The 16622-nt window shown below is 62.6% G+C and carries 14 protein-coding genes; 11 read left to right on the top strand and 3 right to left on the bottom strand.

The window, feature by feature from the left end:
- Positions 1–343: 343 nt before the first annotated feature.
- The 7 genes from ABLE85_RS07195 (at position 344) to preA (ending at position 9715) form a co-directional block, all read left to right on the top strand.
- Positions 344–1999 (top strand): ABC transporter substrate-binding protein, encoded by a 1656-nt coding sequence (locus ABLE85_RS07195; protein ID WP_348792007.1) that lies wholly within the window; start codon positions 344–346, stop codon positions 1997–1999.
- A gap of 165 nt (positions 2000–2164) precedes the next feature.
- Complete coding sequence (locus ABLE85_RS07190; RefSeq protein ID WP_348792006.1) at positions 2165–3199, top strand: ABC transporter permease; 1035 nt, start codon at positions 2165–2167, stop codon at positions 3197–3199.
- A gap of 9 nt (positions 3200–3208) precedes the next feature.
- Positions 3209–4366 carry an ABC transporter permease gene (locus ABLE85_RS07185; RefSeq protein WP_348792005.1) on the top strand — a complete coding sequence of 386 codons (1158 nt, stop codon included), beginning with the start codon at positions 3209–3211 and terminating at the stop codon, positions 4364–4366.
- A gap of 11 nt (positions 4367–4377) precedes the next feature.
- A complete protein-coding gene (locus ABLE85_RS07180) occupies positions 4378–6504 on the top strand; it encodes an ABC transporter ATP-binding protein (protein WP_348792004.1) in 2127 nt (708 codons plus the stop codon).
- A 71-nt stretch (positions 6505–6575) separates the two neighbouring features.
- Complete coding sequence (locus ABLE85_RS07175) at positions 6576–6863, top strand: hypothetical protein (RefSeq protein ID WP_348792003.1); 288 nt, start codon at positions 6576–6578, stop codon at positions 6861–6863.
- Between the two features lie 171 nt (positions 6864–7034).
- The gene (locus tag ABLE85_RS07170; protein ID WP_348792002.1) at positions 7035–8399 is read left to right on the top strand and encodes an NAD(P)-dependent oxidoreductase; all 1365 of its coding nucleotides are present in this window, start codon (positions 7035–7037) and stop codon (positions 8397–8399) included.
- A 2-nt stretch (positions 8400–8401) separates the two neighbouring features.
- Positions 8402–9715 carry an NAD-dependent dihydropyrimidine dehydrogenase subunit PreA gene (gene preA / locus ABLE85_RS07165; RefSeq protein ID WP_348792001.1) on the top strand — a complete coding sequence of 438 codons (1314 nt, stop codon included), beginning with the start codon at positions 8402–8404 and terminating at the stop codon, positions 9713–9715.
- A 116-nt stretch (positions 9716–9831) separates the two neighbouring features.
- Here preA and ABLE85_RS07160 read toward each other — a convergent pair whose 3' ends face one another.
- Positions 9832–10773, bottom strand: a complete 942-nt coding sequence (locus ABLE85_RS07160; protein ID WP_348792000.1) for an omptin family outer membrane protease — start codon at positions 10771–10773, stop codon at positions 9832–9834.
- A gap of 268 nt (positions 10774–11041) precedes the next feature.
- On the opposite strand from ABLE85_RS07160, the gene ABLE85_RS07155 reads away from it, so the two are divergent.
- Complete coding sequence (locus ABLE85_RS07155) at positions 11042–11464, top strand: AprI/Inh family metalloprotease inhibitor (RefSeq protein ID WP_348791999.1); 423 nt, start codon at positions 11042–11044, stop codon at positions 11462–11464.
- A gap of 56 nt (positions 11465–11520) precedes the next feature.
- Here the strand turns inward: ABLE85_RS07155 and ABLE85_RS07150 are convergent, their stop codons facing one another.
- Together ABLE85_RS07150 and ABLE85_RS07145 are read right to left on the bottom strand one after the other, a co-directional pair.
- Positions 11521–11829: an EthD family reductase gene (locus ABLE85_RS07150; RefSeq protein WP_348791998.1), complete on the bottom strand. Its 309-nt coding sequence runs from the start codon at positions 11827–11829 to the stop codon at positions 11521–11523.
- A gap of 146 nt (positions 11830–11975) precedes the next feature.
- Entirely contained in the window at positions 11976–12611 is a 636-nt protein-coding gene (locus ABLE85_RS07145; RefSeq protein ID WP_348792126.1) for a TetR family transcriptional regulator C-terminal domain-containing protein, read from the bottom strand.
- A gap of 240 nt (positions 12612–12851) precedes the next feature.
- Here ABLE85_RS07145 and ABLE85_RS07140 point away from each other — a divergent pair, with 240 nt between their 5' ends.
- The 3 genes from ABLE85_RS07140 to ABLE85_RS07130 all read left to right on the top strand — a co-directional run bounded on the left by ABLE85_RS07140 (position 12852) and on the right by ABLE85_RS07130 (position 16603).
- Positions 12852–14180, top strand: a complete 1329-nt coding sequence (locus ABLE85_RS07140) for an aspartate aminotransferase family protein (protein ID WP_348791997.1) — start codon at positions 12852–12854, stop codon at positions 14178–14180.
- 70 nt (positions 14181–14250) lie between these two features.
- A complete protein-coding gene (locus tag ABLE85_RS07135) occupies positions 14251–15501 on the top strand; it encodes a Zn-dependent hydrolase (RefSeq protein WP_348791996.1) in 1251 nt (416 codons plus the stop codon).
- Positions 15502–15811: 310 nt separating this feature from the next.
- Positions 15812–16603, top strand: coding sequence for an ABC transporter ATP-binding protein (locus tag ABLE85_RS07130; RefSeq protein ID WP_348791995.1), 792 nt, complete (start codon positions 15812–15814; stop codon positions 16601–16603).
- Positions 16604–16622: the final 19 nt, after the last annotated feature.

The following is a 16622-nucleotide window of genomic DNA, read 5'->3' as shown; positions in this document are numbered from 1 at the left end:
GTCGTGACCGATCGGAAAGTGTCTGCGGGCCCTTTCCACACTTTTTAGTGGTGTCGGCCGAAGCGCGCACGCCAGGATGCGCAAAGCCTTGTGTGGCCTCACGATGAGCCCGGTCTGGCGCTGGCTGTTTTTCGGTGATGGCCGTATTCTTGCAAGCTGCGAAAAAAATCGACCGAAATTGCCGCGCATTACCAATTTTGCGCCATGGCTGTCGTATTCGCGAAAACCGCCTCCCAATCAAAATTGCACATTTGCTCCCGCGTTGACGTCTTGGGCTTTTGACATCGAAGGCCGGATGCGAAATGCTAATCGGCGGAAAAGCCAAAAATAATGGGAGAAAAACATGACGTTCTACAAGAGTAACGGGGACCTTGTGCCCGATCATATTCGCAAGCTCGCCGAGAGCGCGAAGTCGGGCCAGTTCGACCGTCGTGAATTTCTAGCGTTGGCAAGTATCTTCGGCGCCTCGACCGCCATGGCTTACGGTATGATCGGTATTGCCGCCCCCACGCCAGCCCGCGCCGAGGAGCAGCCGAAGACGGGCGGCGTCATCAAGGTGGCCATGTCCATCAAGGACCCCAAGGACCCGCGCACGGCCGACTGGTCGGAAATCTCCAATGCCGAGCGCCAGGCGCTGGAGCCGCTGGTGAAGTATACCCGCCAGTATACTTTCGAGCCCTATCTGCTCGAGAGCTGGGAAGTCAATGACGACGCCACCGAATACACGCTGCATGTGCGGCCGGGCGTCGAATGGAACAACGGCGACAAGTTCACCGCCGACGACGTGATCCATAATTTCACCCGCTGGGCCGACAAGACCGCCGAAGGCAACTCCATGCCGGGCCGCCTGGGCAGCCTCGCCGACGAAGAAACCAAGAAGCTGCGCGAAGGCTCGGTCGTCAAGGTCGACGACATGACCGTCAAGCTGAAGCTGAGCAAGCCCGACATCGCCCTCATTGCCAACCTGACCGACTATCCGGCGCTCGTCGTGCACAGCTCCTTCGACGAGAAGGGCGGGAGCTTCAAGGACTGCCCGATCGGCACCGGCCCGTTCGAGCTCGTCTCCTACGACGTCGGCCAGAAGGTCGTCTACAAGCGCCGCGAAACCGGCAAGTGGTGGCAGGGCGACGTCTATCTCGATGGCGTCGAGTTCATCGACTACGGAACCGATCCGGCAGCGACGGTCGCAGCCTTCGAGTCCGGCGAGGTGCATTGCAACCACGAGACGACTGCCGACTATGTCAGGATCCTCGAAGGCGTCGGCGCCCCCGTTTCGGAAGTCGTGACCTCGGCCACCGTCGTCTCGCGCTTCAACGTCAACAACAAGCCGTACGACGACCAGAAGGTCCGTCAGGCGCTGTGCCTCGCCGTCGACAACGAGACGGTGCTGCAGCTCGGCTACGGCAATGCCGGTACGGTGGGTGAAAACCACCACGTCTGCCCGATCCATCCGGAATATGTGGAGCTGCCGAAGGTCAAGCGCGATCCGGCCAAGGCCATGGAAATGCTCAAGGAAGCCGGCGTGGCCGATTTCGAGCACGAGCTGATCAGCAACGACGAGGACTACCACAAGAACACCACCGACGCGATCGCCGCCCAGCTTCGCGAAGCCGGCATCAAGGTGAAGCGCACGGTGCTGCCGAGCTCGACCTTCTGGAACGACTGGACCAAGTACCCATTCTCGGAAACCAATTGGAACATGCGTCCGCTGGGCATCCAGGTCATCGCGATCGCCTACCGTTCGGGCGAGGCCTGGAACGAGAGCGGTTACGCCAATCCGGAGTTCGACAAGAAGGTCAACGAGGCGCTTGGCGTTGCCGATGCCGAGAAGCGCAAGGTGGTGATGAAGGACATCGAGCAGATGCTGCAGGACTCCGGCATCATCATCCAGCCTTACTGGCGCAAGCTCTACATCAACATCAAGCCCGAGGTGAAGAACCACGCCATGCACCCGACCTACGAACATGATTTCGGCAAGGTCTGGATCGATCAGGCGTGATCGATCGGTTGTCGGAGAGAGGGCCGTTCGCCCTCTCTCCTTCCTCCTCATATGCCCAGCTGAAAAGGGTCGACCTGAAAATACGGGTGACTTTTCGCCTGGGCATGTGCAAAAAAATCAAGGGTTGAACGCATCCGACCCCAACCCCACCGGCAGGGGGCTCAAATGTTGTCTTTCGTTGCAAGGCGTCTGGGCACAATGGCATTGACGATGCTGTGCCTGACGCTGGTCGTGTTCTTCCTCGTCAATCTCGAACCGAACCTGAAGAAGCTGGCGATCAGCCAGACCGAAATGCACACGTCGGCCGAACAGCTCGAGGGCTGGCTGGTGAAGCACGGCTATCGCCAGAATTTCTTCGTGCGCTACGGCCAGTGGCTGGGCATCGTCCCCAAAGAGCCGATCACCGATCCGGCGACGGGCAAGGCAGTGCAGCGCTTCTCCTTTTGCAACGATCCGGTCGAGAAAGCCTATTCCGGCATCTTGCAGGGAGACTTCGGCTGCTCGACCAAGTTCAAGGCCACCGTTTCCTCAAAACTCTTCCCCGCGCTTGGCGCCACCGCCGTGCTGATGTTCTGGGTGCTGGCCACCATGGTGCCGATCTCGCTGCTGATCGGCATACTGGCGGGCATGCGCGAGGGCTCGCGCACAGACCGCACGCTATCGGTCGCCTCCATCGCCACCACCGCGACGCCTGAATATGTGTCGGGCGTCATCTTCACGGTGATCTTTGCTTCATGGCTCGGCTGGCTGAACGGTTCGGCTGCCTCGGCGAGCCAGGGCGTTACCTTCTACAATTTCACGCTGCCGGTGATGACGCTGGCGATCTACGGCATCGGCTACATCGCCCGCATGACGCGAGCCTCGATGGTCGAGGTGATGACCCAGCAATACATCCGCACGGCGCGGCTGAAGGGGCTCAGCTTCGGCGGCGTGGTGGTCAAGCACGCACTGCGCAACGCGCTGATCGCGCCATTCACCGTCATCATGCTGCAGTTTCCATGGCTGCTCACCGGCGTCGTCATCGTCGAGGTGATGTTCCGATACCAGGGATTTGGCTACACGCTCGTCGAGGCGGCCGGCAACAACGACATCGACCTGCTGCTGGGCTGCTCGCTGGTGTCGGTGCTCATCGTGCTGGTCACCCAGCTCATCTCGGACGTCGGCTACGCCTATCTCAATCCACGCATCAGGGTGCAGTAGGGGGCGCGGATGCAGCTAGAATTCATAAGCGGATTCCAGATTTTTCTCGGCGTGCTCGGCCGGTTCGGGCCGGTGTGGTTGGCGCTGGTCGTCGTCCTGGGCGCGAGCTTCTTCTACCGGAATAAGCTCGGCCTCTATGGCCAGCTCTTCGACAGCGGCGTCGGCATAGCGGGCGCCACCATCTGCCTGTTCTGGCTGTTCACGGCCATCTTTGCCTCCACCGTCGCGCCCTTCGATCCACTGGCGCAGATCCCGGCCATGAAGGATGCGCTGCCGGGCGCCATTGAGCCCGCCTCCCACGGCGTCTATCTGTTCGGCGGCGACAAGCTCGCGCGCGACATCTTCTCGCGCATGGTCTATGGCAGCCAGATCGTGCTGATCATCGCGCCCGCCGCCACCGGCTTTGCGCTGATGGTGGGCATCACGCTCGGTCTGCCGGCCGGCTATTACGGCGGCAAGATCGACACCTTGCTGTCGTTCCTGGCCAATCTGGTGCTCGCCTTCCCGGTGATCCTGCTGTTCTACCTGCTGGTCACGCCTGGCATCATGGACACACCCATCCCCTACGCCATGGCGGGGCTGTTCTTCCTGTTCCCGATCATCTTCTTCTGCGTGCTGTTCTGGACAAGGTTCAAGACGCGTCCCGAGCGGCTGTACCTGCTTCTCGGGCTGACGCTGGTGATCGGCGGCTGGATCTATGCCGGGCTCGTCTTCGACGCCGATCCGCTAAAAATCATCCATATCGATCCGAACCAGCTCAATATCTTCGTGGCGGTGGTGTTCGCCTCCAGCCCCGGCGTGTTCCGCATCGTGCGCGGCCTGGTGATGGACATCAAGACGCGCGACTACGTGGCGGCCGCGCAGACCAGGGGTGAATCTCCCTGGTACATCATGCTGTGGGAGATCCTGCCCAATGCGCGCGGACCGCTGATTGTCGATGCCTGCCTGCGCATCGGCTACACCACCATCCTGCTCGGCACGCTCGGCTATTTCGGCCTCGGCCTCGCACCGGAAAGCCCCGATTGGGGCACCGCGATCAAGGACGCCAGCCGCCTGCTGCGCTCCTTCGTCCACCCGGCGCTGCCGCCGACGATCGCGCTGATGTCCTTCGTGCTCGGGCTCAACCTGCTCGCCGATTCCCTGCGCGAGCAATCGCTGAAAGATTGATGGAGGGCACCATGAACGAAGCCGTCAGGCCTCAGGTCGAACCCATCCTGGAGATCGAGAACCTCTCTATCTCCTTCTTCACGCGGCGCGGCGAAATCCCCGCCGTGATGGATTTTTCATGCACCGTCATGCCCGGCGAGGCCATGGGCATCGTCGGCGAGAGCGGCTGCGGCAAGTCCACCGTCTCGCTCGGCGTCATGCGCGACCTTTCCAATGTCGGCAAGATCGTCGGCGGCCGGATAAAATTCCAGGGCCGCGACATGGGCGAGATGTCGGAGGAGGAGCTGCGCAGGATACGCGGCAACAAGATCGCCATGATCTATCAGGAGCCGATGGCGAGCCTCAATCCGGCGATGAAGGTCGGCAAGCAGCTCATGGAAGTGCCGCTGATCCACGAGAAGGTCTCGAAGGACGAGGCCTACAAACGCTCGCTGGAGATGCTGAAGGCGGTGCGGCTGCCCGATCCCGAGCGGGTGATGAAATCCTATCCGCACCAGCTTTCCGGTGGACAGCAGCAGCGCATCGTCATTGCGATGGCGCTGCTCTCCAACCCGGCGCTGCTCCTGCTCGACGAGCCGACCACCGCGCTCGACGTGACCGTCGAGGCCGGTATCGTCGAGTTGATCAAGGGGCTGGGCAGGGAGTTTGGCACGTCGATGATCTTCGTGTCGCACAATCTCGGCCTGATCCTCGAGACCTGCGACCGCATCACGGTGATGTATTCGGGCGAGGCGGTGGAGACCGGCAAGGTCGAGGACGTATTCGACCGCATGCGCCACCCCTATACGCAAGGCCTGTTCCGCTCGATCCCGCTGCCGGGCGCCGACAAGAATTCGCGGCCGCTGATCGCCATTCCCGGCCAGTTGCCGCTGCCGCACGAGCGGCCCAAAGGCTGCAATTTCGGCCCGCGCTGCCACCACTTCGTCGAGGGCGTCTGCAACGCCGCCGAGATCCCCATGGTCGCCGTGGAAGGGCACGACAACCACTTCAGCCGCTGCGTGCGCATCAACGAGATCGACTGGCAGGCGGTGCCGGAAGGGGCCAAGACGGGGAAGGAACCGATCCAGCCCGGCAAGCCGGTGCTTCAGATCGATGAGCTGAAGAAATATTACAAGGTCTCGGGCAACGAGGTGTTCGGCGGCGGCGAGGGCCGCGTGGTCAAGGCCAACGAGGCGATCAGCTTCGAGGCGCGCGAGGCCGAGACGGTGGCCATCGTCGGCGAAAGCGGCTGCGGCAAGTCCACGCTCGCCAAGGTGCTGCTGGGCCTCGAGACGGCGAGCTCGGGCAAGATCACGCTCGCAAACCGCGAAATCCAGTCAACCCCGGTCGAGGAGCGCGACGTAGACACCGTGTCGTCGATCCAAATGGTGTTCCAGAACCCGTTCGACACGCTGAACCCCAGCCATTCGGTCGGCTCGCAGATCGTTCGCACGCTCGAAAAATTCAAGATCGGCAAGACCGCCGCCGAGCGCCGGCGGAAGATGTTCGAACTGCTCGATCTGGTGAAGCTGCCGCGCGCCTTTGCCGAGCGCATGCCGCGCCAGCTTTCGGGCGGGCAGAAGCAGCGCATCGGCGTGGCGCGCGCCTTTGCCGGCCGCGCCCGCGTGGTGGTGGCCGACGAACCGGTCTCGGCGCTGGACGTGTCCGTGCAGGCGGCGGTCACCGAGCTTCTGATGGACATCCAGCGCGAGTCCAAGACGACCATGCTGTTCATCAGCCACGATCTTTCAGTGGTGCGCTACATCGCCGATCGTGTGGTGGTGATGTATCTCGGCCATATCGTCGAGCAGGGCACCACCGACCAGATTTTTTCGCCGCCCTATCACCCTTATACGGAGGCGCTGCTCTCTGCGATCCCGATCGCCGACACCAGCGTGGTCAAGAAGCGCATCGTGCTGGAGGGCGAAATCCCCTCGGCCATGAACCCTCCTACGGGCTGTCCGTTCCAGACTCGCTGCCGCTACAAGAACCTGGTGCCCGGTAACCTTTGCGAGACCGAGGTGCCGCCGCTCAAGGATCTGGGCAACGGCCACAAGAGCCTGTGCTGGCTGTCGGACGAAGTGCTGGCCAAGATGGAGCCGGTGATCAGCTTCGAGCGGGACGAAAACACGCAGGATCCGGCCGCATCCGCACGCTAAGGATGGCGCGCGGCAAGCGGCGCCCCTATATAGTGTTCAGGTAAAGTCTTCTGCGGTGGAGCGCTAATGCCATGCCGTCTTTGCAGAACATTTCGAAACTGATGCTGCCGGCTCTTGTCTTGCTGGTGGGCGTCTCGCAAGCCCCTGCCATCGAACTCGCCGGAGCGGCTTACCGCGGCCCTGGGGTTGGACAGCAGAGGCTGATCGACGGGCAAGTGCAGTCGCTGCAGAACGAGCAGATGCGCCGCGACTACCAGATGCAGCAGCAGTTCTACCGGGAGCAGGATCGTCCACGCGTCAGTCCGCAGCAGATGGATGTTCCGATCTACCGGCCGGGTTGCCAGAATTCCGGCTGTTGACCCTCTCCGGGGCGATTCCACGTCAAAGCACTGATGGCTTTAGTATAAAACATGATAGTTTTAATCATGTTTTTATGATACCTTTTCAATCGGTTATCTTGAAAATTGACCAATTGATAAAAAAATAAACTGTGCTAGCCTTCCCCAAAACCACAATAATGGGGAACTGAAATGGCCGAAGGTCAGTTCAAGGAAGGCATAGCCGCCGGAAGGCTTGCCGCCGCTCAGTATGCGGAGAATTTTTCCGATCTTCATCCTCCGCTGGATCATCACGAAGCCCTGGTAGAAGCGGATCGCTGCTACTTTTGCTACGATGCGCCCTGCATGCAGGCCTGCCCGACCTCCATCGACATTCCGATGTTCATCCGGCAGATCGCCACGGGCAATCCGCTCGGCTCGGCCAAGACCATCTTCGACCAGAACATTTTGGGCGGCATGTGCGCCCGCGTCTGCCCCACGGAGACGCTGTGCGAAGAGGTCTGCGTTCGCGAAGTCGCGGAAGGCAAGCCGGTGCAGATCGGCCGTCTGCAGCGCTACTCCACCGACATCGCGATGGAGGAGGGCAAGCAGTTTTATCAGCGCGCGGAACCGACCGGTCGTAAGATCGCGGTAGTCGGCGCGGGCCCTGCCGGCCTTGCCGCCGCGCATCGCCTGGCGCGCTACGGCCATGAGGTGACCGTGCTCGAGGCCAAGCCCAAGTCCGGCGGCCTCAATGAATACGGCATCGCCGCCTACAAGAGCACCGACGATTTTGCCCAGGCCGAGGTCGACTACGTCACCGCCATCGGCGGCATCACGATCGAGAACGGCAAGGCGATGGGCCGCGATTTCCATCTCGCCGACCTCACGGCGAAATATGACGCCGTGTTCCTCGGTCTCGGCCTTGGTGGCATCAACGCGCTGCGCGCCGAAGGCGAGGATGCGACCGGCGTAGAGAACGCCGTCGAATATATTGCCACGCTACGTCAGGCCAGCGATCTCGGCGCACTGCCCGTCGGCCGCCGCGTCGTCGTCATCGGCGGCGGCATGACGGCCATCGACGTGGCCGTGCAGTCCAAGCTCCTGGGCGCCGAGGAGGTGACCATCTGCTACCGGCGCGGCCAGGAGCACATGAACGCCTCGGTGTTCGAGCAGGATCTGGCGACTGCCAACGGCGTCGTCATCCGCCACTGGATGCAGCCCAAGCGGGTCATCTCGGAAGGCGGCAAGGTGGTGGGCATCGAACTCGAATACACCGCCATGAAAGGCGACAAGCTCGCCGGCACCGGCGAGATCGTGCACCTGGCCGCCGATCAGGTGTTCAAGGCAATCGGCCAGGCCTTCGAGCCTGTGTCGCTGAACGGCACCGGCGCGGGCCTTGCCATGGAAGGCGGGCGCATCGTCGTGGACGATCAGGGCCGCACCTCGCTGGCCAAGGTCTGGGCTGGCGGCGACTGCATCCTCGGCGGCGAGGACCTCACCGTTTCGGCCGTCGCGCAGGGTCGCGATGCCGCCGAAAGCATTCACAAGTCACTCACCGCGAACGGGAGGGCGTGAGCATGGCTGACATTCGCAACAACTTCATCGGCATCAAGTCGCCCAATCCGTTCTGGCTGGCTTCCGCGCCGCCCACCGACAAGGCTTACAATGTCGAGCGCGCCTTCAAGGCGGGCTGGGGCGGCGTGGTGTGGAAGACGCTGGGCGAGGAGGGCCCGCCGGTCGTTAACGTCAACGGCCCGCGCTACGGCGCGATCTGGGGCGCCGACCGTCGGCTGCTCGGCCTCAACAATATCGAGCTGATCACCGATCGCGACCTGCAGACCAACCTGCGCGAGATGAAGCAGGTGAAGATGAACTGGCCGGATCGGGCGCTCATCGCCTCGATCATGGTGCCCTGCGTGGAGGAGAGCTGGAAGGCGATCCTGCCGCTGGTCGAAGAGACCGGCGCCGACGGCATCGAGCTGAACTTCGGCTGCCCTCACGGCATGTCCGAGCGCGGCATGGGGGCGGCCGTCGGCCAGGTGCCGGAATATATCGAGATGGTGGTGCGCTGGTGCAAGCAGTACACGCGCATGCCCGTCATCACCAAGCTGACGCCCAACATCACCGACATCCGCAAGCCGGCGCGGGCGGCCCATGCCGGCGGCACCGACGCGGTGTCGCTGATCAACACCATCAACTCGATCACGTCGGTCGATCTCGACAGCTTCTCGCCCGAGCCCTCAATCGACGGCAAGGGCAGCCATGGCGGCTATTGCGGCCCGGCGGTAAAGCCGATCGCGCTCAACATGGTGGCCGAGATCGCGCGCGATCCGGAAACCCGCGGCCTGCCCATCTCCGGCATCGGCGGCATCACCACCTGGCGCGACGCGGCCGAGTTCATGGCGCTCGGCGCCGGCAATGTGCAGGTCTGCACGGCGGCCATGACCTATGGCTTCAAGATCGTGCAGGAGATGATCGCCGGTCTCGAGAACTGGATGGATGAGAAGGGCCACAAGACGCTCGACGACATCATCGGGCGCGCCACGCCCAACGTCACCGACTGGCAGTATCTCAACCTCAACTACATCGCCAAGGCGCATATCGACCAGGATGCCTGCATCAAGTGCGGCCGCTGCCACATCGCCTGCGAGGACACCTCCCACCAGGCGATCACCAGCATGGTCGACGGCGTGCGCCGCTTCGAGGTGATCGAGGAAGAGTGCGTAGGCTGCAATCTGTGCGTCAATGTCTGCCCGGTCGAAGGCTGCATCACCATGGAGCCGCTGGCTGTTGGCGCGCTCGACAAGCGTACGGGCAAGACGGTTTCGCCCGACTACGCCAATTGGACGACGCACCCGAACAACCCGATGGCCAGACAGGCCGCGGAGTGAGCTTTATCGATGCGGGTGGCGCGCGAGAAATGCGCGTCGCCCTACAATTGGAGGCAGGATCCCTGCCTATGTGACAACAAGGCCCGACAACGTCGGGCCTTGTTGTTTTTCTTGCGTCAGAACGAGATCTTGGCACCTACCGAAACGGTGGCCGACACAAAGTCCATGCCGGCGCCATCCTTGTATTTCGCGTTCAGGACGCCCTTCTCGTATTCCGTCGTATCCCCTGACGTGCGGAAGTACTTGTCGAAATTGCCGGCCAGGAAAAGGCTGGTGCGTTCGTTCCACTGGTAACTGGCGCTGCCGCCCACCGACACGAACGGAACCGTTCCATACTCGTCTTCGAAGCGCAGTTTGCGTATCCAGTGGTGATCGGTGTCGCTGGCGTTCACCGTGAAGCCGCCGCGCAGCAGCCCGGAGAGGGTCCAGTCGTCGACCAGCGTGGTCGCTTCTGCACCGATGAACAGGGTTGGGTATCTCTGTTCGAAGGTTATCCCGCGTTCGCCGTCCGGGAACGTGTCGATGTCGTCACGGTATCCCTTCTTGCTGTAGATGTGCGAGCCGCCATAGGCCGTCCATTTGACATTCGTGTATTTGAAGCCGCCATGCAGATTGACGGTGATCGTACCGTTGACAGCGAAGTTCCGGCCCAGCGCGACATCCAGATTGATGTAGCGATCGAGATTGGTGTCCGGATGAATGGAGCGGTGAGTCCAATCGTCATCGCCCCAGCCAGACAGCCAACGCCCCGTCCAGTCGTAGTCCTTCATGTCGCTCCGGCCGGAAAAACCGATCACGGCATTGGCCGAAGCAGTCCAAACGTCGGCGAAAACGGCCTTGGCGCCGAGTGTGGCGACGGGAGCCTGAGTCTTCCAGATCAGTTGGCTGATGCGATTGGCATTGTCGTCATAGACGAGTTCGTTGCTCCTCAGCCACGTGTAGCCGATGCCACCGAGGACGGTGATACTTTTGTCGGCTGACTCGTAGACGGTCTCGCTGGACAACTGATCCGCCGCCTGCGCCGTCGTCGCTCCGGCGAGCGAGAACAATGCGAGCATTGCAACGCAACATCTGGTGGTATGCACTGATAGTCCCCTCGTAAGTCAATTAAACCCTTGCTGCACCTACGTTATCCGCCACCATCTGTCTGTCTCTGTTCTGCAACACTGCAGTACCTGCATACCTGCTGGTTCTGCATTTGCGCGTAAGCCGTACTGTTCGAATGCGCGCTTTACCGGCCCGCGTGATCTGCGCTTTCGTTCCTGGAAGTGTCTTGCCCGCCGTCCCGCGCAATGCTTTGCTGTGGAAAATTGGGGAGGGAAGGGGATGCGTCTTGGTGTTCTTGGCATTGCGGTTGCCGTCTGCTTGCAGTGCGGCAGCGCCTCCGCGGAGGAGGCGGCCTTCGACGAACTGAAGGTGATAGACGTCGATGCCGCCGATCCGGATTTCGTCGCCGACATGTTCGGTCCGTGGAGGGTCAGCAACGCGGCGGGCGACAAGCACTGCCTAGCCGTTCTGAAGCGCGAGCAGACCATCGGTGGCATGGAGATCGAACTCGCACCCGCTTGCGCGGCGAACTTCCCGGTCCTGGACGACATCACCGCGTGGCGATTGATGGAGGGCTGGGCGATCGATCTCGTCGATGCCGAGCGCAAGACCCGCATCCGCTTCGAAACGCCGGACGATGTCTATGTCGCTTTCCCGGATACGGACGGCATCTTCACGATCCAGCCGGTCCCCCGCGACTGAGCGGATCGAATAGCGCGGAAGGCCGCGAAGCCCGCCGCTGCGGGTGCCGGGAGGCGTCAGACCTCCTTCGTGTCGAAGAAGAACAGGTCAGCGCCGCCATCTGCGAAATTGGGAATGTCGCCGGCGGCTGCCCTGCCTTCCGGAGAAACCAGGGCGGTTTCCATCGCGGCGAGGGAGGGGAACTCGAGCACCGCAGCCAGGTGATAGGGGGCCGGCCCCGTCAGACTCAACACCGCGCCTTCGCTCACCTCATATCGCACGAGGCCGGGTATCTTCTTGGCAAGCGGGACATGAGTGGAAAAATAGTAGCGGTCGAAGGCCGCCGGGTCCTTCGGCGTCCCGTACATCACGATCAGCTTCGCCATCGTCTCCTCCGTCACGCGCTCCGTTGTCGCGCGCAGACCGGACCCGCCGGCTGCCGCTGCGGAGAGGTCAGGTCAGCATGGCCGAAGCCTGGGTTGGCGGATAGCCGGACGATAGTCCTGCCGGAAACCGAGCCGCTTTTCCCGGTTCAGTCCTTGTGCGGCGCGAGTCCATGGACGAACAGGTCTTCGAGGAAGCGCGCGGCATCCTCGAAGCGGCCTTCGCCGCCGCGGTCGGGGCCGAGCACGGCGCGCACCTGCACGTCGAAGTCGGCATAGTGCTGGGTCGTCGCCCAGATGGAAAAGATCAGGTGCCAGGGGTCGGTCTTGACGATCTTGCCGGCCCGCATCCAGCCCTTGATGATCTGGGCCTTCTCGTCCACCAGTTCCTTCAGTTCGCCCTCCAGCAGCGGCATGATGCGCGGCGCGCCCTGCAGGATCTCATTGGCGAACAGCCGGCTTTCGCGTGGGAAGTCGCGCGCCATCTCAAGCTTGCGGCGGATATAGCCGCGGATCTCGGCGATCGGGTCGCCGCTGTCGTCCAGTTCGCGCAGCGGCGCCAGCCATGTGTCCAGCAACCGCTCCATCAGCGCCTCGTGGATGTCCTCCTTGCGCCGGAAATAGTAGAGCAGGTTCGGCTTCGACATGCCGGCAGCTTCGGCGATCTGGTCGATCGTCGAGCCGCGGAAGCCGTGGGTGGAGAACACGTCCAGGGCGGCTTCGAGAATGAGCTCGCGCTTTGCCTGCTGGATGCGGGTGCGGCGCGGGCGGGCGGTGCTTTCCATTGTCATTGGGGTCTCCCGGCAAGGGCGGAGGCCCCTCGGTTGTGGACCAATTCGCTGGACCAGTTTCTCTCGGCCGGTGGAACGCGATTTCGCACGTGCATCTGGGCTAGTATTCCCTTGACCGCCCGTCTGGCGGTGCTAACGTTTGTCCAATCGGTCAAAAATTGCGTAACACACAAGTACCGCAAAGACCAAGCGTTGGCCGCAGTGAAACAGGGGACCCCAAAAGGAAAGCTTGGTATGTCTAACAGAAAGAACGTCGCGCCGAACGACCTCAGCGCATTCTGGATGCCCTTCACGTCGAACCGCCAATTCAAGCAGGCGCCGCGCATGCTCGTCAGCGCCAAGGACATGCACTACACGGCAAGCGACGGTCGCAAGATCCTCGACGGCACGGCTGGCCTGTGGTGCGTGAATGCCGGCCACTGCCGTCCCAAGATCACCGAGGCGATCCAGCATCAGGCTGCCGAGCTCGACTATGCGCCGGCCTTCCAGATGGGCCACCCGATCGTGTTCGAACTGGCGAACCGCCTGGTCGACATCGCACCGGCGGGCATGGACCACGTCTTCTTCACCAATTCCGGCTCGGAGTCGGTCGAAACCGCGCTGAAGATGGCGCTGGCCTACCAGCGCGTGAAGGGCGAGGGCTCGCGCACCCGCCTCATCGGCCGCGAGCGCGGCTATCACGGCGTCAACTTCGGCGGTATCTCGGTCGGCGGCATCGTCACCAACCGCAAGATGTTCGGCACGCTTCTGGGCGGCGTCGACCACCTGCCGCACACGCATCTGCCGGCCAAGAACGCCTTCACCAAGGGCGAGCCGGAATACGGCGCGGAGCTTGCCGACGAGCTGGAGCGCATCGTCGCGCTGCATGACGCCTCGACCATCGCGGCCGTCATCGTCGAGCCGGTGGCCGGTTCCACCGGCGTTCTCATCCCGCCGAAGGGCTATCTCCAGCGCCTGCGCCAGATCTGCGACAAGCACGGCATCCTGCTGATCTTCGACGAGGTCATCACCGGCTTCGGCCGTCTCGGCACCCCGTTCGCGGCTGACTATTTCGGCGTCATCCCCGACATCATGACCACCGCCAAGGGCGTCTCCAACGGCGTCGTCCCGATGGGCGCGGTGTTCGTGAAGAAGGAAATCCACGACGCGTTCATGAACGGCCCCGAGCACCTGATCGAGTTCTTCCACGGCTACACCTATTCGGGCAACCCGATTGCCTCGGCCGCGGCTCTCGGCACGCTCGACACCTACAAGGAAGAGGGCCTGCTGACGCGCGGCGCCGAACTCGCTCCCTATTTCGAAGAGGCGCTGCACTCGCTCAAGGGCGAGCCGCACGTCATCGATATCCGCAACATCGGCCTCGTCGGCGCGATCGAGCTGGAACCGATCCCGGGCAGCCCGAGCAAGCGTGCCTTCTCGGCCTTCGTGAAGGCGTTCGAACGCGGCGCGCTGATCCGCACCACCGGCGACATCATCGCGCTGTCGCCGCCGCTGATCATCACCAAGGGCCAGATCGATGAACTCATCGATCATGTCCGCGAAGTGCTGAACATGATCGACTAAGACCAAGTGGTTCCGGGAGGCCGAAAGGCCTTCCGGTATTTTAATAAGCAAGACCAGGGGAAAGAAGAGAATGGCGGCGCCGGGAGAGAATCTGCGAATCAATTCAGACCGTTTGTGGGATTCGCTGATGGAGATGGCGAAGATCGGGCCTGGCATCGCCGGCGGCAACAACCGCCAGACGCTGACCGATTTCGACGGCGAAGGTCGCCACCTTTTCAAGAAATGGTGCGAGGACGCCGGCCTCGAAATGGGCGTCGATGAGATGGGCACCATGTTCGCCCGTCGTGAGGGCACCGATGCCGACGCCTTGCCGGTCTATGTCGGCAGCCATCTCGATACCCAACCCACCGGCGGCAAGTTCGACGGCGTGCTCGGCGTGCTGGGCGGGCTGGAAGTCGTGCGCACGCTGAACGATCTCGGCATCAAGACAAAGCATCCCATCGTCGTCACCAACTGGACGAACGAGGAGGGCACCCGCTTTGCCCCGGCCATGCTGGCCTCGGGCGTGTTTGCCGGCGTGCTCGGCCAGGACTGGGCCTATGACCGCAAGGACGCCGAAGGCAAGCGCTTCGGCGACGAGCTCGCCCGCATCGGCTGGAAGGGCGACGAGAAAGTCGGCGCGCGCAAGATGCGCGCCTTTTTCGAGTTGCATATCGAGCAGGGACCGATCCTCGAGGACGAAGAAATCGAGATTGGCGTCGTCACCCACGGGCAAGGGTTGAAGTGGCTGCAGGTGACGGTGACCGGCATGGAAGCGCATACCGGATCGACGCCCATGTACAAGCGCCGCAATGCCGGCCTCGGCATGGCGCGGGTGACCGAGCTGGTGCATGAAGTGGCGATGGACTACCAGCCCGACGCCGTCGGCGCGATCGGCCACATGGAGGTCTATCCGAACTCGCGCAACATCATCGCCGGGCGCACCGTCTTCACCATCGACATCCGCTCGCCCGACAAGGAAGTGCTGGACGAGATGGACATGCGCATCCGCGATGGCATCTCGACCATCTGCGAGGCGCTCGATATTTCCTTCGAGATAGAGCAGGTCGGCCATTTCGACCCGGTCACCTTCGACGAAGGTTGCGTGAAGGCGATCCGGGATGCCGCCGAACGGCTGGGCTACTCGCATCGCAACATCGTCTCGGGAGCGGGCCACGACGCCTGCTGGATCAACCGGGTGGCGCCGACGGCGATGGTCATGTGCCCTTGCGTTGACGGACTGAGCCACAACGAGGCCGAGGAAATCTATCCGGAATGGGCGGCCGCCGGCTGCGACGTTCTTTTCCACGCGGTGGTGGAGACTGCCCAGATCGTGGAGTAACATACGGAACTGACAGGGCCGACGCGCTCGCCAAGAAGCGCGCGGCCCGAAATGAAGGGGAACACGGGAGCATGAGGAGCATCTTCACACACGGCACATAGCGCGACCGGTCGCCATGCGGCGGCCGCGAGGTCGCGCGCGCAACGATCCGGTCCTTGAGCAGGGCGGGAAACGCACTCTCGCAACCAATTGCGAAATCGAGTCAGGAGACGGGCGCAATCCGTTGTTTTCCGGACTCATTTTCGCGCACGTGCCGTCTGCCGAACCCCGAAATGCTTTGATCGATCAACGGAAATTGGAAAGAGCCAGCTTGCAGCCAGCACACAGCAATACCGTCATCGAAGCCAGTAAGCTCGGGCTTACCTTCCAGACCAATGACGGGCCCGTTCGGGCGCTTTCGGATGTCGACCTCACGATCGGCAAGGGGGAGTTCGTCTCCTTCATCGGCCCGTCGGGATGCGGCAAGACCACCTTCCTGCGCGTGATCGCCGACCTCGAACGGCCGACCTCGGGCACGATCTCCATCAACGGCATGACGCCGCAGCAGGCGCGCGAGGCGCGCGCCTACGGCTACGTCTTCCAGGCAGCGGCGCTGTTTCCGTGGCGCACCATCGAGAACAATGTCGCTCTGCCACTGGAGATCATGGGCGTTTCCCGCGCCGAGCAGAAGGCGCGCATCAAGCGCACGCTCGATCTGGTCAATCTCTCCGGTTTCGAGAAGAAATTTCCGTGGCAGCTCTCGGGTGGCATGCAGCAGCGCGCCTCAATCGCGCGTGCGCTCGCCTTCGATGCCGACCTGCTCCTGATGGACGAGCCCTTCGGCGCGCTCGACGAGATCGTGCGCGACCATCTCAACGAGCAGCTTCTGAAGCTGTGGGACCAGACCAACAAGACGATCTGCTTCGTCACCCACTCCATCCCGGAGGCGGTCTATCTCTCCACCCGCATCGTGGTGATGTCGCCGCGCCCTGGTCGCGTGACCGACGTCATCGAGTCGACCCTGCCGAAGGAGCGGCCGCTCGACATCCGCGAGACGCCCGAATTCCTGGCCATCGCAGCGCGCGTGCGCGACGGCCTGCGCGCGGGACACAGCTATGACTGAGGCGGCGGTGTTGAAGGGG

Origin of the sequence: Mesorhizobium sp. KR1-2 (genome assembly GCF_040045035.1) — a bacterium.
Lineage (GTDB): Bacteria > Pseudomonadota > Alphaproteobacteria > Rhizobiales > Rhizobiaceae > Pseudaminobacter.
Note: the sequence above shows the minus strand (reverse complement) of the source record. Positions and strands in the feature narration are given on the sequence as shown.

What these genes read in the sequence shown, in the direction of transcription:
- ABLE85_RS07155 (WP_348791999.1), top strand. Translation starts at nt 11,042, where the DNA reads ATGCGTCTTGGTGTTCTTGGCATTGCGGTTGCCGTCTGCTTGCAGTGC.
- ABLE85_RS07135 (WP_348791996.1), top strand. Translation starts at nt 14,251, where the DNA reads ATGGCGGCGCCGGGAGAGAATCTGCGAATCAATTCAGACCGTTTGTGG.
- ABLE85_RS07195 (WP_348792007.1), top strand. Translation starts at nt 344, where the DNA reads ATGACGTTCTACAAGAGTAACGGGGACCTTGTGCCCGATCATATTCGC.
- ABLE85_RS07175 (WP_348792003.1), top strand. Translation starts at nt 6,576, where the DNA reads ATGCCGTCTTTGCAGAACATTTCGAAACTGATGCTGCCGGCTCTTGTC.
- ABLE85_RS07170 (WP_348792002.1), top strand. Translation starts at nt 7,035, where the DNA reads ATGGCCGAAGGTCAGTTCAAGGAAGGCATAGCCGCCGGAAGGCTTGCC.
- ABLE85_RS07190 (WP_348792006.1), top strand. Translation starts at nt 2,165, where the DNA reads ATGTTGTCTTTCGTTGCAAGGCGTCTGGGCACAATGGCATTGACGATG.
- ABLE85_RS07145 (WP_348792126.1), bottom strand. Translation starts at nt 12,611, where the DNA reads ATGGAAAGCACCGCCCGCCCGCGCCGCACCCGCATCCAGCAGGCAAAG.
- preA (WP_348792001.1), top strand. Translation starts at nt 8,402, where the DNA reads ATGGCTGACATTCGCAACAACTTCATCGGCATCAAGTCGCCCAATCCG.
- ABLE85_RS07150 (WP_348791998.1), bottom strand. Translation starts at nt 11,829, where the DNA reads ATGGCGAAGCTGATCGTGATGTACGGGACGCCGAAGGACCCGGCGGCC.
- ABLE85_RS07180 (WP_348792004.1), top strand. Translation starts at nt 4,378, where the DNA reads ATGAACGAAGCCGTCAGGCCTCAGGTCGAACCCATCCTGGAGATCGAG.
- ABLE85_RS07185 (WP_348792005.1), top strand. Translation starts at nt 3,209, where the DNA reads ATGCAGCTAGAATTCATAAGCGGATTCCAGATTTTTCTCGGCGTGCTC.
- ABLE85_RS07140 (WP_348791997.1), top strand. Translation starts at nt 12,852, where the DNA reads ATGTCTAACAGAAAGAACGTCGCGCCGAACGACCTCAGCGCATTCTGG.
- ABLE85_RS07160 (WP_348792000.1), bottom strand. Translation starts at nt 10,773, where the DNA reads ATGCTCGCATTGTTCTCGCTCGCCGGAGCGACGACGGCGCAGGCGGCG.